11 protein-coding genes are annotated in these 14,623 nt (G+C 72.7%); 7 read left to right on the top strand and 4 right to left on the bottom strand.

What is annotated here, in order from left to right; translation table 11 throughout:
• Positions 1–193 precede the first annotated feature (193 nt).
• The 5 genes from ACWEF6_RS36165 (at position 194) to ACWEF6_RS36145 (ending at position 6,167) form a co-directional block, all read left to right on the top strand.
• On the top strand, positions 194–877 hold the full coding sequence (locus ACWEF6_RS36165; RefSeq protein WP_449687061.1) for an MOSC domain-containing protein: 684 nt from the start codon (positions 194–196) through the stop codon (positions 875–877).
• Entirely contained in the window at positions 867–1,469 is a 603-nt protein-coding gene (locus ACWEF6_RS36160; RefSeq protein ID WP_449687059.1) for a TetR/AcrR family transcriptional regulator, read from the top strand. The genes ACWEF6_RS36165 and ACWEF6_RS36160 overlap by 11 nt, the downstream gene beginning before the upstream one ends.
• Before the next feature lie 113 nt (positions 1,470–1,582).
• Positions 1,583–2,056: a hypothetical protein gene (locus ACWEF6_RS36155; protein WP_449687058.1), complete on the top strand. Its 474-nt coding sequence runs from the start codon at positions 1,583–1,585 to the stop codon at positions 2,054–2,056.
• A gap of 123 nt (positions 2,057–2,179) precedes the next feature.
• Complete coding sequence (locus ACWEF6_RS36150) at positions 2,180–5,668, top strand: ALF repeat-containing protein (protein ID WP_449687057.1); 3,489 nt, start codon at positions 2,180–2,182, stop codon at positions 5,666–5,668.
• 16 nt (positions 5,669–5,684) lie between these two features.
• A complete protein-coding gene (locus ACWEF6_RS36145) occupies positions 5,685–6,167 on the top strand; it encodes a hypothetical protein (RefSeq protein WP_449687056.1) in 483 nt (160 codons plus the stop codon).
• Between the two features lie 62 nt (positions 6,168–6,229).
• On the opposite strand, the gene ACWEF6_RS36140 is transcribed toward ACWEF6_RS36145, so the two are convergent.
• Entirely contained in the window at positions 6,230–7,795 is a 1,566-nt protein-coding gene (locus ACWEF6_RS36140) for a beta-N-acetylhexosaminidase (RefSeq protein ID WP_449687055.1), read from the bottom strand.
• A gap of 65 nt (positions 7,796–7,860) precedes the next feature.
• Positions 7,861–9,729 carry a propionyl-CoA synthetase gene (locus ACWEF6_RS36135; RefSeq protein ID WP_449687054.1) on the bottom strand — a complete coding sequence of 623 codons (1,869 nt, stop codon included), beginning with the start codon at positions 9,727–9,729 and terminating at the stop codon, positions 7,861–7,863.
• Between the two features lie 184 nt (positions 9,730–9,913).
• On the opposite strand from ACWEF6_RS36135, the gene ACWEF6_RS36130 reads away from it, so the two are divergent.
• Complete coding sequence (locus ACWEF6_RS36130; RefSeq protein WP_449687053.1) at positions 9,914–11,686, top strand: serine/threonine-protein kinase; 1,773 nt, start codon at positions 9,914–9,916, stop codon at positions 11,684–11,686.
• Here ACWEF6_RS36130 and ACWEF6_RS36125 read toward each other — a convergent pair.
• Positions 11,683–12,252, bottom strand: coding sequence for a class I SAM-dependent methyltransferase (locus ACWEF6_RS36125; protein ID WP_449687052.1), 570 nt, complete (start codon positions 12,250–12,252; stop codon positions 11,683–11,685). The genes ACWEF6_RS36130 and ACWEF6_RS36125 overlap by 4 nt on opposite strands.
• A 76-nt stretch (positions 12,253–12,328) precedes the next feature.
• Here ACWEF6_RS36125 and ACWEF6_RS36120 point away from each other — a divergent pair, with 76 nt between their 5' ends.
• Positions 12,329–13,042 (top strand): AraC family transcriptional regulator, encoded by a 714-nt coding sequence (locus tag ACWEF6_RS36120; protein ID WP_449687062.1) that lies wholly within the window; start codon positions 12,329–12,331, stop codon positions 13,040–13,042.
• A gap of 1 nt (position 13,043) precedes the next feature.
• Here the strand turns inward: ACWEF6_RS36120 and ACWEF6_RS36115 are convergent, their stop codons facing one another.
• Positions 13,044–14,612: a dolichyl-phosphate-mannose--protein mannosyltransferase gene (locus ACWEF6_RS36115; protein ID WP_449687051.1), complete on the bottom strand. Its 1,569-nt coding sequence runs from the start codon at positions 14,610–14,612 to the stop codon at positions 13,044–13,046.
• Positions 14,613–14,623 lie beyond the last annotated feature (11 nt).

Below are 14,623 nucleotides of genomic sequence, written 5' to 3'. Positions count from 1 at the left end.
GGTTTTGACTTGGCGGGAAAGCGTGCCTTGACAAACCCGACCGCCGGCTGAAGAGAAAGCTGGGATGAGGGCGGGGGAGGCCTGGTGACGTCGTTGGCCGGCTTCCGCTGCCGGCCGCCGGTTCGCTTAACCCGCGGACAAGCCGGCCGGCGGAGCCAGAAAAATAAACGAACGATCGTGCTACCTTCCCCTCATGAACGTCAACGGCGTGTTCGTGGGGGAACCGAGCGTCCTGGGGTACCGGCGCGAGCGCCCGGTGCTGAGCGCGATCACGAAGGCCCGGGTCACCGCCGCGGAGCTGAACCTGACCGAGCTGAACCTCGACGGCGATCGCCAAGCCGACCTCACCGTGCACGGCGGGGTCGACAAAGCGGTCTACGTCTACCCGGCCGAGCACTACCCGGCGTGGGCGGCCGACGGCCTCGACGCCGAGCCGGGCGGGTTCGGCGAGAACGTCTCGCTGTCCGGTGTCACCGAGGACGACGTCCGGATCGGGGACGTCTGGGCCTGGGGTGACGCGCTGGTCCAGGTCTCGCAGCCGCGGCAGCCGTGCTTCAAGCTGGCCATGAAGACCGGGCGCAAGGACGTCACGCCGCTGATGATCGACAGCGGGCGCAGCGGCTGGTACCTGCGCGTCCTGCGGCCCGGCACGGTGCCGACGTCCGGGCCGGTCGAGCTCGCCGAGCGCGCGGACGGGCCGACGATCACCGAGGTGTACCTCGTCTCCTTCGCCAATTACGGGCAGCTGCCGGAGGACAAGGTCGAGGCGGCGCTGGACCTCGCCGACCGCGTACTGGCCGCGCCCGCGCTCTCGGCGTCCTACCGCGGCGGCGTCCAGTCCACTGTGGACCGCTGGCGGGCGCGGCGTGCCGGGTGACGGCCGGGTCGCCCGCGGCGACGCGACCCGGCGGCTGGTGCTGCGCCGGGCTGTCGACGTCGCGTCGGTCGACGGTCTAGAGGGGCTGTCCCTCGGCCGGCTGGCCACCGAGCTGGAGCTGAGCAAGAGCGGCGTGTTCGCGCTCTTCGGCTCCAAGGAGGAACTGCAGCTCGCGACGATCGACGCGGCACTGCAGATCTTCCGTTCGCACGTCGTGACGCCGGCCCGGGCAGTGGCGCCCGGGCTGCCACGGCTGCGCGCGGTGTGCGAGAAGTGGCTGGCTTACTCGGAGCAGCGCGTCTTCCCGGGCGGCTGCTTCTTCTTCAACGTCGGCGCGGAGTTCGACGCGCGTCCGGGCCGGGTGCACGACGCGGTCGCGGCGGCGGGCGGCTCGTTCGCCGCCTTCCTGCGGGAAACCGCGGCGGAGGCGGTCGCGCTCGGGCACGTCGAGGCGGACGCCGAGGTGCTGGCGTTCGAGCTCCACGCGCTGGGCCGCGCGGCCAACGCCGACGCCGTTCTCGGCGGTGGGACCCGCCCCTACGAACTGGCCCGGCGGGCGATCCGGGCGCGCCTGGAAGCCGCCGGGCGTTAGCGGCCGGTGTGCCGGGTTCGCCCGTTGACTTCCCCGGTGTGGTCTCCGTAAGATCGGCTTCGGATCGGGGATTCGAGGCGGCGAAAGCCGCCTTTTTCAGGGGGATGAAAACTGTGAAGAAGTTCGCGCGCCCGCTCGTCGTGGGTGCTCTTTCCGCTGCCGTTCTGCCGTTCGTTCCGGCAATCGCCGCCGCGGACGACGTCCCGCCGCCGATCGTCGAGGAGTACGACTACCCCGGCGCCGACGCGATCTACGCGCAGTACCACATCCGGCTGCTGAAGGGTGACGGGCACATCCTGTTCACCGACTGCACCGCGAGCGGCCCGCTCGTCAAGGTGTGGAGCCGGATCGCCGAGCGTTCCTACTTCTGCTTCCGCATCACCGGGGAGTCCGGCTACCTGACCATGGACGTCCCGGACGTCTTCGCGATCACCGGCGACGCCCACGAGCTCAAGGCCACCGTGGTGATCAAGGGCACCGCGACGCCCACCGACGTCGTCAAGAACACCTACACGCCGGTCGGTGAGGGCGCCGACCCGCAGAACGGATTCACCCCGCTCGTCGAATTGCGCTCCGGCCGGTCCTGAGCCGCTCGGTAAATGCACCGCTGATCGGTAATCCGTCCATTCGCGCGGTCCGGCTGCGCTGATTCTTCGCGCGGCCGGATCCGCGATTTCGTCATGCCCAAGGGGAGACGAGAGATGAAATCGTTGCGCAGACCCGTGGCCGCCGTGCTGGCCGTCGTGGGTTTCCTGTCCGGAGTCACCGCACTGCCCGCGGCCGCCGCCGAACCGCCGCCCCCGAGCGAGCGGGCGCAGGCCCTCGAACAGCTCAAGACCGGCGGACCCGGCGTCAAGACCGCCGCCGAGCGGGCCCTCTGCGGCTCGGACGCCGACGTGCACACCTTCCTGACCGCCGGGCTGGCCGTCGCCGCCGAGCAGGACCTGCGGGTGCGCATCTCGCAGCTCGTCTCGCGGGCGGGCCCGGGGCTGCGGCGCGCCCTGCAGACCGCGGCCGGCGGCACCGTCCCGCAGATGCAGGCGTTCCTCGACACCGGGTGGCAGCAGCCCAGCCTCGACGACCTGCGCGTGCAGGTCACCCAGGCACTGGCCGCGGGCGGCCCCGGCGTCAAGCGCGCCGCCCAGACGGCGCTGGCCGGGACCCCGGAGCAGCAGCGGGAATTCCTCAGCTCCGGCCGGGCGCGGGCCCAGGCCGGCGACGACCGCGTGCGCGTCACCCAGCTGATGGCGGCCGGTGGTCCGCAGGTCAAGCGGGCCGCGCAGATCGCGCTGGACGGCACCGACGAAGACATCTCGCGCTTCCTCACGGCCGGCTACCCGGTCGCGGTCGCGCAGGACCACGAAACCCTGACCGTGTCGCAGCTCGCGGACCTCGCCGCGGACGCGCAGACGCGGGCCGCGGCCCAGACGGAGGCGGCGAAGGAGGCCGCCGCCCAGGCCGTGCAGGCCGCGGAGCTGGCCAAGCAGGCGGCGCAGCGGGCGGCCCAGGAGACCGAGGCGGCCCGCAACGACTCCCTGACCGCGGCCGCCGCGGCCGGGCGGGCAGCGGACGCGGCCCGGCGGGCCGCCGACGCGGCCAAGACGGCGATCCGGGCGGCCTCCGCGGCCACCGAATCGGCGCGGATCGCGGCGAGCGCGGCGTCCCAGGCCGCCACCGCGGCCGTGCAGGCCGGGCAGGCCGCGACGAACGCGCGCAACGCGGCGGCCGCGGCCGCCACCGACGCCGGCCAGGCGGACCGGGCGCGGCAGGCCGCGGTCGACGCCCGCCAGGTCTCGTGGAACGCCCGCCGGGCCGCCGATGCCGCCCGGGGTGCGGTGGCCGCGGCCCTCGCCGCGGCCGGGGCCGCCAGCGCCGCCGCGTCGGCCGGGCAGCACGCCACCGCGGCCGGCGACGCCGCCGACGCGGCCGGCGGGTTCGCCGAGCAGGCCGGCGCTCAGGCCGACCGCGCGCGGCGTGCGGCCCAGCAGGCGAAGCGACAGGCCGCCGAGGCGACCCGCGCGGCGAACGCCGCCACCGCGCTGGCGAACGAGGCGGTGGGGGCGGCCAACCAGGCCGCCGCGGCCGCGGATTCGGCCGCCGCGCACGCCGACGCGGCGGCCACCGCCGCCGAGGAAGCTGCGGCCCACGCCGGGGAAGCCGCCCACGCGGCCGAACGAGCCGAAGCCGCCGCGCGGGAAGCGGACACCGCCGCGAACGACGCGAAGACCGCGTCCGACACCGCCGCGACCGTCGCCGCGACCGCGCGCAAGGCCGACGAAGAGCGGCTCGCCCAGCAGGAAGCCCAGGAGACGGCCGAAGCCGAGGCGGCCAAGGACGCCGAAGCGGACGCCCAGGCGGACGCCACCTGGACCGCCGGCGAAGAAGCCAAGCTCGACGCCGAAACCCAGCGCCTGCTCACCGAGGCGCGCACGCCGGGTGCCGACGCGGCCGTCGTGACGCGCAACGGTCGCAAGGCCGCGGCGGGCCTGCTCAAGCTCGGTGGCCCGTTCACCCGCTCCGCCGCGGAAACGGCGCTGGTCGGGGACGACTTCGACGTCAAGGCGTTCGTCACCACCGTCCAGCCGGCCACCGAGCGCAAGGACGACCGGGCCAGCGTCGCGGCCATCGCGGCGTCCACCGCCCACCCGGCCGAGGCGACGACCGCGCGGACCGCGATGGTCGGCACCGACGCGCAGGTGCAGGACTTCCTGCGCAACCGCCGGTACCCGGGCAGCGAAACCGACGACCGGGTGCTCGCCACCCAGATCATCGCGGCGGGCGGCCCCGGCGTGCAGGCCGCGGGCCGGCGTGCCCTCGACGGCACGGCGGACGACGTCCGGGCGTTCCTGCGCACCGGGCAGTACACCGCCCGCGAGGCCGACGACCGGGTGCTGGCCACGCAGGCCGTCTCGACCGGCGGGCCGGAGGTGCGCGCCTCGGCGCGGGCCGCGCTGGCCGGGCCGGCGGGCGTCGTCCGGACGTTCCTGGAGTCCGGGCTGTACCGGGCGCGGCAGCGGGACGCGCTGACCGCCACCCACCGGGCCGAGGTCGCCGGGTACGTCGCCGACGCCGCCCGCTCGGCGGCGCTGGCCCGCCAGAACGCGGCCGAGGCGGCCAAGGCCGCCGCGGTGGCGCGGGGCGCGGCCGACGACGCGGCCCGCTACGCCCAGCAGGCCAAGGACTCCGCCGAGCTGGCCAAGACCTACGCCGCGCAGGCCGCGGCGTCGGCGCAGGACGCCAAGGCGTCGGCGGACGCGGCGGTGCAGTCGGCGAACCAGGCCAAGCAGGCCGAGGCCGCCGCCCACCAGGCGGCCCAGCAGGCGCAGCAGTCCGCGAACAAGGCCCAGGCGTCCGCTTCGGACGCGGCGGCCTCGGCGGCCGACGCGCGGACGGCGGCGGCCGACGCGGCCAAGTCGGCCGCGGACGCCAACCTCAGCCGCGACCAGGCCGTGCAGGCCGCGGCCGACGCCTTCCAGCGGACGATCGACCTCTACCTGCGCGAGATCGCCGAGGCGGCGGGCGGCAGCCGGCCGGACATGACCGATCCCGAAGGACACCCCTACAGCGACGACCAGGCGGGCCACCCGGCCTACCACGAGCCGACGCCGTGGGAGCGGGTCGGGCTGCAGGACTACATCAACATGCTGACCATGGAACAGGGCGCGGCCGCGCTGTTCGTCTGCAACAACCGGCCGATCACCTGCGCCCTGTTCGACCACTGGGCGAAGGCGAGCGGCAAGGACTACGTCCTCAGCGCCGACCAGATGGCCAATTTCTACAGCGATCCGCAGTGGCAGGGCGAACTGAACACCCGGCTGGCGGCCTACGCCAACCAGGCCGCGGCCAAGTGCACCGGGCCGGTCGGCTCCACGTGCGCGCTGAAGCTGGACACGAACTGGCTCGGCTCGCAGTTCACGCAGGTGTCCGACCACATCTTCGCGTTGCACTCGTTCGAATACCGGGTCACCGGCGATCTCACCGCCAAGGTGACCGGCAACGGGACGGTGCAGCTGACCGGCGGCTACCGCGTGGACCTGAAGAAGGCCTACAACTTCGACCCCGACAAGCCGCCGATCACCGTGCACGGCGTTGACTACAATGTGAAGGACCTGGCCCAGATGCCCACCGTCGGCCTCGCGCAGGACTTCACCGTGCAGGGCAGCACGAACCAGAAGCTCGACATTGCGGGGCACCGATGAATCCGCGAGGAGTGCGATGCGTGCACGGCCGCTGACGGCCGTTCTCGGGCTCCTTGCCGCGGCCGCCGTTCTGGCCGGCTGCGGCAAGGAGCCCGACCCGCGGGCCTACCCGGGCAGTGAAAGCGGGGTGAGCTGGGAAGATGCCGCGGCGCGGTACCGGATCTCGCTCCCGTCGTGCCCGGTGGAGGGCTTCCGGTTCGACGTCCAGCCCCCGCTCACCGACCGGCTGGCGGCCACCTTCACCGCGCCCAAGTCCTGTGTAGACGGTTACCTGCGGCAGTACGGCGTCGATCCGGCGAAGCCGCAGGACGAGGTCGGGCCGCAGAACCCCCCGTTCGACCCGGCGGAGATGCGGCAGTTCGGGTGGGTGCTCGACGCGGGCGTGCGGTACGACCTCTACTTCGGCTTCCACGCGCCGGACCGGTGGTCGACCTTCTGGGTGCTCGTCAAACCAGGCCCGCAGGAAGTCGTCTACCTCCGCAGCAAGACACTGGGCTGAGGTCGTGAGTGGTAAGACGGGTTCTAACCCGTCTTACCACTCACGACAAGGTGACCACCCACCTACTTCCAGTCGACCTGCGGGCTCCGGTAGAAGTTGATGCCCTGGGCCACCCAGCGCGGGCTCTGCTTCGCCAGCCGCAACCGGTAGGCGTCCCAGTTGTGGGTGCTCCGCGGCGACCAGCCGATCTCCGCGATCCCCGGCAGCCGCGGGAACGCCATGTACTCGATGTCGGCGCTGGTCCGGAGCGTTTCGGTCCACAGCGGCGCCTCGACCCCCGCGATCTGGCTCTCCCCGACGCCGTTGACCAGGGTCGCCGGATCCCAGTCGTAGCCGTCGCGAACCTCGATCAGCGCGGCCCAGTCCTGGCCGAGCGGCGTCTGCGGGTTGTACTTCATGTCCAGGTACGCGTAGTTCGCCGGCGACATCAGGACCTTGTTGCCGCGCGCCGCGGCCGCCGCGACGTCCGGGTTGTCACCGCCGAAGTCCCAGTACTGCGGGACCGCCGACACCGGCGGGGCCGACTTGGCGATCTCGTGCCAGCCGGTGACCTTCTTGCCGTACTTGGCGACGATCGGCTGGACTTTCCGCTCGAAGGTCAGGTAGTCCGCGGGTGGCGTCGAGTGGGCTTCGTCGCCGCCGATGTGCAGGTACTCCCCGGGCGTGAGGGCCGCCAGCTCGCGCACGACGTCCTCGACGAACCGGTACGTGATCGGCGAGGAGATGCACAGCGAGCTGTAGCCGACCTCGGTGTCCGTGCGGACCGGGACGGCCTTGCCGTCGCAGTTCAGCTCCGCGTACGTCGACTGCGCCGCGTTCGTGTGGCCCGGCATGTCGATCTCCGGGATCACCGTGATGTGCCGCGAAGCCGCGTAGGCGACGATGTCCTTGTACTGCTTCTGCGTGTAGTAGCCGCCCGGGTCGCCGTCGACCGCGGTCTGGCCGCCGACCGTGGCCAGCTTCGGCCAGCTCTTGATCTCGATCCGCCAGCCCTGGTCGTCGGCCAGGTGCAGGTGCAGCGTGTTGACCTTGTACTGGGCGATCTGGTCGATGTAGCGCTTCACCTGGTCCGGCTTGAAGAAGTGCCGGGCGACGTCGAGCATCGCGCCGCGCTCGGCGAAGCGCGGGTAGTCGAGGATCGTGCCGCCGGCGACGGTCCACGTCCGGTGCTGCACGCGCGTGGCCTCGATCGCCGACGGCAGCAGCTGCCGCAGCGACTGCACGCCTTCGAAGAGCCCGTCGGCGGTGTTGGCGGTCAGCGTGACGCCGTCGCGCGCGACCTTCAGCCGGTAACCCTCGGTGCCGATCCGCGCTTCGTGGCCCAGCTTCAGCGAGATCGCGGGCAGGCCGGCGGCGTGCGGCACGACCGGCAGCGGGTAGCCGGTGGCCGGGCGGAGCAGGCCGCGCAGGTAGTCCGCGACCTGGCCGGCGCCGCGGTCGGCGGTGATGACGGTGAGCGGCGTGAGCCGGAAGCCGCCGCGTGGATCGGCCTTCGCCGAGACGGGCGCCGGGACGACGTCGGTCACGCCGCGTTCGGGTGCGGCCGGGGCGGCCGTGGCGGAAGCGGGCAGGCCGGCGGCCGTGAGACTCACGACGGCCGCGGTCAGGACGGCTCTGGACAAGCGCATCGAAGCACCTCCGGTCGGGGACTCCCTGCAAAGGTACAGACCAGCCGGGGCATTTGGAACAGTTCTTAACGAAGGGCGGCCCGGATGGCCTCCAGGACGCTCGGGTCCTCGATCGTCGAGGGCACGGCCTCGTCGCGGCCGTCGGCGATCGCGCGCATGGTCTTGCGCAGGATCTTCCCCGACCGCGTCTTCGGTAGAGCGTCCACAATGGACATGTCACGGAAGGCGGCGACCGGGCCGATGTCCCGGCGGACCATCGCCACCAGTTCCTCGCGCAGCTTTTCCGGCGCGATGTCCGCGCCCGCCTTGAGCACCACGAACCCCCGCGGGAGCTGGCCCTTGAGCTGGTCGGCCACGCCGATCACGGCGCACTCGGCGACCGCCGGGTGGGCGGCCAGTACGGCCTCCATCGACCCGGTGGACAGCCGGTGCCCGGCGACGTTGATGACGTCGTCGGTGCGGCCCATGACGAACAGGTAGCCGTCTTCGTCGAAGTAGCCGGAGTCGCCGGTCAGGTAGTGGCCTTCGTAGCGGGAGAGGTAGGCCTCGCGGTAGCGCTCGTCGTCGCCCCAGAGCGTCGGCAACGACCCCGGCGGCAGCGGCAGCCGCACCGTGATGGCGCCTTCGCGCCCGGCCGGCAGCTCCTCGCCGGCCTGGTCGAGGACCCGGACGTCCCAGCCGGGGACCGGCTTGGTCGCGGACCCGGCCTTGACGTCCATCGGCTCCAGGCCGCGCGGGTTCGCCGCGATCGGCCAGCCGGTCTCGGTCTGCCACCAGTGGTCGACCACCGGGACGCCGAGCTTCTCGTGGGCCCAGTGGTAGGTCTCGGGGTCGAGGCGCTCGCCGGCCAGGAAGAGTGTCCGGAACTGCTTCAGCTCGTACTTCTCCAGCTCGCGGGCGTCCGGGTCGACCTTCTTGACGGCTCGCAGCGCGGTCGGCGCGGTGAACAGGGCCTGGACGCCGTGCTCGGCGATGACCCGCCAGAACGCGCCCGCGTCCGGCGTGCCGACGGGCTTGCCCTCGTACATCACCGTCGTCGCTCCGACGAGCAGCGGCGCGTAGACGATGTAGGAGTGCCCGACGACCCAGCCGACGTCGGACGCGGTCCACCAGACGTCGCCGGCGTGGACGTCGTAGACGGCGTCCATCGAGTAGGCGAGCGCGACGGCGTGGCCGCCGGTGTCGCGGACGACGCCCTTCGGCTTCCCGGTCGTCCCGGACGTGTAGAGGATGTAGAGCGGATCGGTGGCCGCGACCGGCACCGGGTCGGCCGGGTCGGCGCCCGCCGCCAGCTCGCGCCAGTCGAAGTGGCGGCCGGTCGTGGCCGGGGCCTGCTCGCGCTGCAGCATGACGACGTGGTCGGGCTGGTGCTCGGTCATGCCGAGGGCGGCCTCGATGATCGGCTGGTACTCGACCACCCGCGTCGGCTCGATGCCGCAGGACGCGGCCAGGATGACCTTGGGTTTCGCGTCCTCGATCCGGGCGGCCAGCTCCTTCGGCGCGAACCCGCCGAAGACCACCGAGTGCACCGCGCCGATCCGCGCGCAGGCCAGCATGGCGATCGCGGCCTCCGGCACCATCGGCAGGTAGACGATGACCCGGTCACCCTTCGTGACCCCCAGCGAGCGCAGCGCGCCGGCGAACCGCGCGACGGTGTCGCGGAGCTCCTCGTAGGTGTAGGTGCGTTGCCGTCCGGTCACGGGAGAGTCCCAGATCAGCGCGGCCTGGCCGCCGCGGCCGGCCTCGACGTGCCGGTCCAGCGCGTTGTACGCGGTGTTCAGCTCGGCGTCCGGGAACCACCGGTGGAAGGGCGGGTTGGTGTCGTCCAAGGCCCGCTCCGGCGCTCTGGTCCAGCTGATCGACTGGGCCGCGGCCAGCCAGAACGCGTCCCGCTCGGCCAGGCTGCGCCGGTAGGCTTCGGAGTACGCGCCCATGCTCGGCTCCTTCGGGTCGGACGGTCCGCCGGTCCCATCATGGCGCGGGAGCGGCGGGCGCGCCGGATTCCCGCGCGGAAAGACCCGGCAACCTCACGGAGCCCGGGAGCGTCCTAAGCTGGACCGCGGGCAAACGCCGCGTGACGGCCACGAAGTGAACACGGACAGTGAGGGGAGCCCGGCGGTGAACGGACTCGCGAGCGCGTTGCTCTCGCTAGCCCATTCCTTGTTCGGCCCGGGTTTCTGCCCCGGCGACTGGGTCTGGGCCACGAGTGCGGCCGGTGCGCTGGTCGCGCTGCTCCCGCCGATCGGCGCGGTCGCCGTGTCGATCATCCGGAAGGGCACCGGCAACCGCTACGACGCCACGACACTGGGCGTCTTCGGGGTGATCGGCCTGCTCAGCACGCTGGTGCTGCCGTGGCTGCTGGCCATCGGCGTCTCGGGCGTCTTCCAGGCGGCCTACGGCAAGGCGAAGACCGGGCTGTCGGCGACCGAGCTGTCGACGCTGAACGGCCCCGGTGGCTGCTGGGTGGACAACCAGCGGGACTACCTGGGCGGCGGCCAGACCGTCTTCGACGTGCTGTCCTCGCAGAGCGGCAAGGACCTCCCGTTCTTCGTGTACCTGCTGGCGTTCATCGTCCTGGGGGCCGGCTCGCTGTTCTTCGTGATGCTGCAGGGCCGGACGGCCTTCCGCCGCGGCCCGAAGTGGCCGTCGCGGTTCTTCTGGATCCCGTTCGCCGCCATGCTGGTGTTCAGCGTCGGCATGGAGGCGAACACCGCGCTGCACTTCTGGCTCGGGTTCCTGCCGTTCAGCGTGCTGGGGCTGATCCCGGTCGCGATGGTCGGGCCGCCGCCGTGGTCGGTGATCAACCGGTCGGACCGGGCGGACGAGCCGCCGCCGCGTCGCGAGCCGGAGCTGCACCGCCCGCCGCCGTCGCAGGTCCAGCCGCGTCCGACCCCGCCGCCCCCACCGCCGCCGCCGATCAACAAGCCGTACCCGAAGACAGCGCTGGCGTCCGCGCCCGAGCCGCCGTCCCCGCCGGGGGGCATGCTGGCCGCGGCCCCGGGCCCGATCCCGCCGCCGCCGGGCTCCCGCAATGCGGGCGGCAGCCGCTACCGCCGTGTCAAGCAGCTGGGCGCGGGCGGGTTCGGCACGGTCTGGCAGGCCGTCGACACCCAGCTGAACCGCACGGTCGCGCTGAAGATCGCGCACGCGCCGGACCGCGACACGGCCGAGCGCATGCAGCGCGAAGCCCGCGCGCTGGCCGTGGTCAGCCACCCGAACTGCGTCAAGGTGTACGACCTGGCCGAGGAGCCGGACGGCCTGGCGCTGGTGATGGAGTACCTGGAGGGCCGCCCGCTGGCCGAGCTGGTCGACGGCCAGGGGCCGCTGGACGACGTCGCGGCGGGCCGCCTGTGGGCGACGATGGCGGGCGCACTGGCGGCGGCGCACGAGAAGGGCGTCCTGCACCGCGACATCAAGCCGTCGAACATCGTCCTCGACCCGAGCGGCCTGGCCCACCTGATCGACTTCGGCATCGCCCGCAGCCAGGGTGACTCGAAGATGACGGCGACGGGCATGATGATCGGCACGCCGGACTTCGTGGCCCCCGAGCAGGCGATGGGCTCGGCGGCATCGCCGGCGTCGGACGCGTGGCAGCTGGCGGCGACGATCAGCTACGCGCTGTCGGGCCAGCCGCCGCGTGGAACACGCGAGACACCGATGGCGGCGTTGATGGCGGCGGCCCGTGCGGAGCCGGTGTCGCGGCTGCCCCAGCGGAGTGCGCACGCGCGGCTGCTGGCGGCGTCACTGGACCCGGAGCCGCGCCGGCGCCCGACGCTGAACGCGGTGCGGCGCGAGGTCGAGGGCTGGCTGTCACGGGCGGGCAAGTCGGCCGACGGCCCGGTGACGCGGGTCGTCCCGCGCCAGCCGGGGAGTCAGCTGCCGCGCCGCTAACCGGGCTTCACCGCCGAGAACGTCACGGTCTCCTTCGGGCGGGTCTGCACCTCGACCTGCTCGAACCCGGCCTTCTCCAGCCGCTGCGCCAGGGTCGATGCGTCGAGCACGTTCATCGTGTCGCCGACGTGCAGCAGCCGGAACCGGAAGCTGACCTGGCTGTCCGTGCCGCAGAACCTCCCGCCCGGCCGCAGGACCCTGGCCGCTTCGGCGAAGATCGCGTCCTGCAGCTCGGTCGTCGGGACGTGGTGCAGCATCGTGAAGCAGACGACCGCCGAGAAGCGGCCCTCCGCGAAGGGCATCTCGGCGCCGCTGCCCTCGTGGACGTCGGCGCGGTCGCCGAACTTCTCGCGCAGGAGCTGGGTGGAAGCCGGGTCGATCTCCAGGACCGTCAGCTTCGGGACCACGTCGAGCAGCAGGTTCGTCGTCGCGCCGAAGCCGGGGCCGAGCTCGAGGACGTCGTCGCCGAGGTCCTGGCGGGCCAGCCAGGGCTTCAGGAGCCGCTCGATCTTGTCCGCCCACCAGGCGGACCGGCAGAGCTTGCGGTGGATGAGGTTCATCGGCATGGTCCCGACGCTATTTCGGCGCGCGGGTGACCGGTAGCCGATACGCTGCCAATCGATGTCGCCAAACAGCCAAGCCATGCTCCTCGGCGCGTTCGACCTGCCCGCCGGCACCTGGTTCCCCTGGCACGAGCACCCGGCGCACCAGCTCGTCTGGTCGGCGCGCGGTGTCGTCGCGGTCAAGGCGGGTGACGCGGGCTGGGTCCTCCCGCCGACGCGGGCCCTCTGGATGCCCGCCGGCGTGCGGCACCGGACCGGCGCGCTCGGGCGGGCCGCGCTGCGGGGCATCTACGCCGATCCGGCGCGCTCGCCGGTGTCGTGGCCGGAACCGCGAATGGTCGTCGTGCGGCCGCTGCTGCGGGAACTGCTGGAGTACCTGACCGGCGACGGCGTCGCGCCCGACGCCCGGCTGCGCGCCGAAGCCGTGGCCTTCGACCTGCTCGAACCCCTCGACGTGGTGCCCATCGTGGTCCCGTCACCGGAAGACGCCCGGGCGCGTGACGTCGAGCGCGCGGTGCTGGCGAACCCAGCCGACTCCCGCACGCTCGCCGAGTTCGGCCGGGACGTCGGTGCCGCGGAACGCACGCTCGCGCGGATCTTCGTCCGGGAGTGCCGGATGCCGTTCGGGACCTGGCGCACGCAGGTGCGGCTGCGTGCGGCCCTGCCGCTGCTGGCCCAGGGCACGCCGCTGGAGACGGTGGCCTACCGGGTGGGGTACAGCTCGGCGAGCGCGTTCGTCGCCGCCTTCCGGCGGGCCGTCGGGGTCACGCCCGGCGCCTACTTCGCGGGCTGAGCTACCGCCAGGACGGCAGCCAGCGCTCGGCCTCCCACTGGCCGTTCGTGATCGCGATGCCGTTCAGGATCGGCCACAGCCAGGCGAAGTTCGCCACCACCAGCCCGACGTACAGCGACACCACGAGCAGACCTGTCCCGCGTCTCTCGAAGCCGCGCCGCGCGCTGCCCAGGATCTGGCCCAGGCACAACGTCAGCCCCAGCACCAGGAACGCCGCCAGCGGGGTCGCGTAGAAGAAGTACATCTGGCGGTCGATGTTGGTGAACCAGAAGACGTACCCGCCGAGGTAGCCGACCAGGACCGCCGCGAAGCGCCAGTCCGCGCGGAAGATCGAGCGCCAGGCCGCCCAGCCGAGCATCGGGATCGCCAGCCACCACATCGCCGGGGTGCCGATCAGCATCGTCGCGCTGATGCAGCGGGCCTCGCCGCAGCCGGTGACTTCGCCGTTGTAGCTGTAGAGCATCGGGCGCAGGCCCATCGGCCACGTCCACGGCTTGGACTCCCACGGGTGCGGGTTGTCCTTGGGCGTGACCAGGGTTTCGTGGAAGTGCAGGACGTTCGCCGTGTAGTCGCCGAGCGAGCGCAGCGCCGGCGGCATCCACGACCAGAAGCCCGGCGCGATGTCCTTGATCTCGGTGTAGTGCCGGTCGGTCGCCGTCTCGCTGGCGAACCAGGCCCAGTAGGCGGCGAAGTACATCAGGAACGGGATGATCAGGATGGCCCACAGCGCGGGCAGCACGTCCCGGCGGATCGTGCCCAGCCAGGGCCGTTCGACGCCGGCCGCGCGCCGGGCCGCGACGTCGAAGAACACGCACAGCAGCCCGAACGCGACGATGTAGTACAGCGCCGACCACTTGACGCCGAAGGTGAGCCCGATCATCAGCCCGGTCGCGAACCGCCACCAGCGGAAGCCCAGCTTGGGGCCCCAGGGGGACTCGTTGACCCAGCCCTCGCGGACCGCCGTCGCCAGCCGCTCGCGCACCTGATCGCGGTCGACGAGCAGGCAGGCGAACGCGGCGAAGACGAACAGCGCGATGAAGATGTCGAGCATGCCCATCCGCGACTGCAGGTGCAGCACGCCGTCGCTGATCACCAGGATGCCGGCGATGCCGCCGAGCAGCGTGGAGCGGGTCAGGCGGCGGGCGACGCGGACGACCAGCAGCACCAGCAGCGTGCCGGCCAGCGCGGGCATGATCCGCCAGCCCCAGCCGTTGTAGCCGAACAGCCATTCGCCGATCGCGATCAGCTGCTTGGCCAGCGGCGGGTGGACGACCAGTTCGTAGCCGTAGTTGTCCTCGTAACCGCCGTTGCGCAGCACCTGCCACGCCTGCGGGACGTAGTGCTTCTCGTCGAAGACCGGGCTGCCCTTGTCGGTCGGCACGCCGAGGTTCTGCAGGCGGACGATGCCGCCGATCACGGTCAGCACGATGGTGACGACCCAGCCGCGCAGCCGGTCGGCCGGCATGCCTCGGCCGAGCAGGGTCAGCTCGCGGTCGGTGGGCGGCCGGAGCGCCTCGACCGGGTCCGGCCGGACGCTTTCGTCGTCGGGACGGGTCAGCACGGCGGTCACGGGGCGATCCT

The sequence above is a fragment of the Amycolatopsis sp. NPDC004772 genome (assembly GCF_053601215.1).
This window is presented reverse-complemented; position numbering and strand designations above follow the sequence as displayed.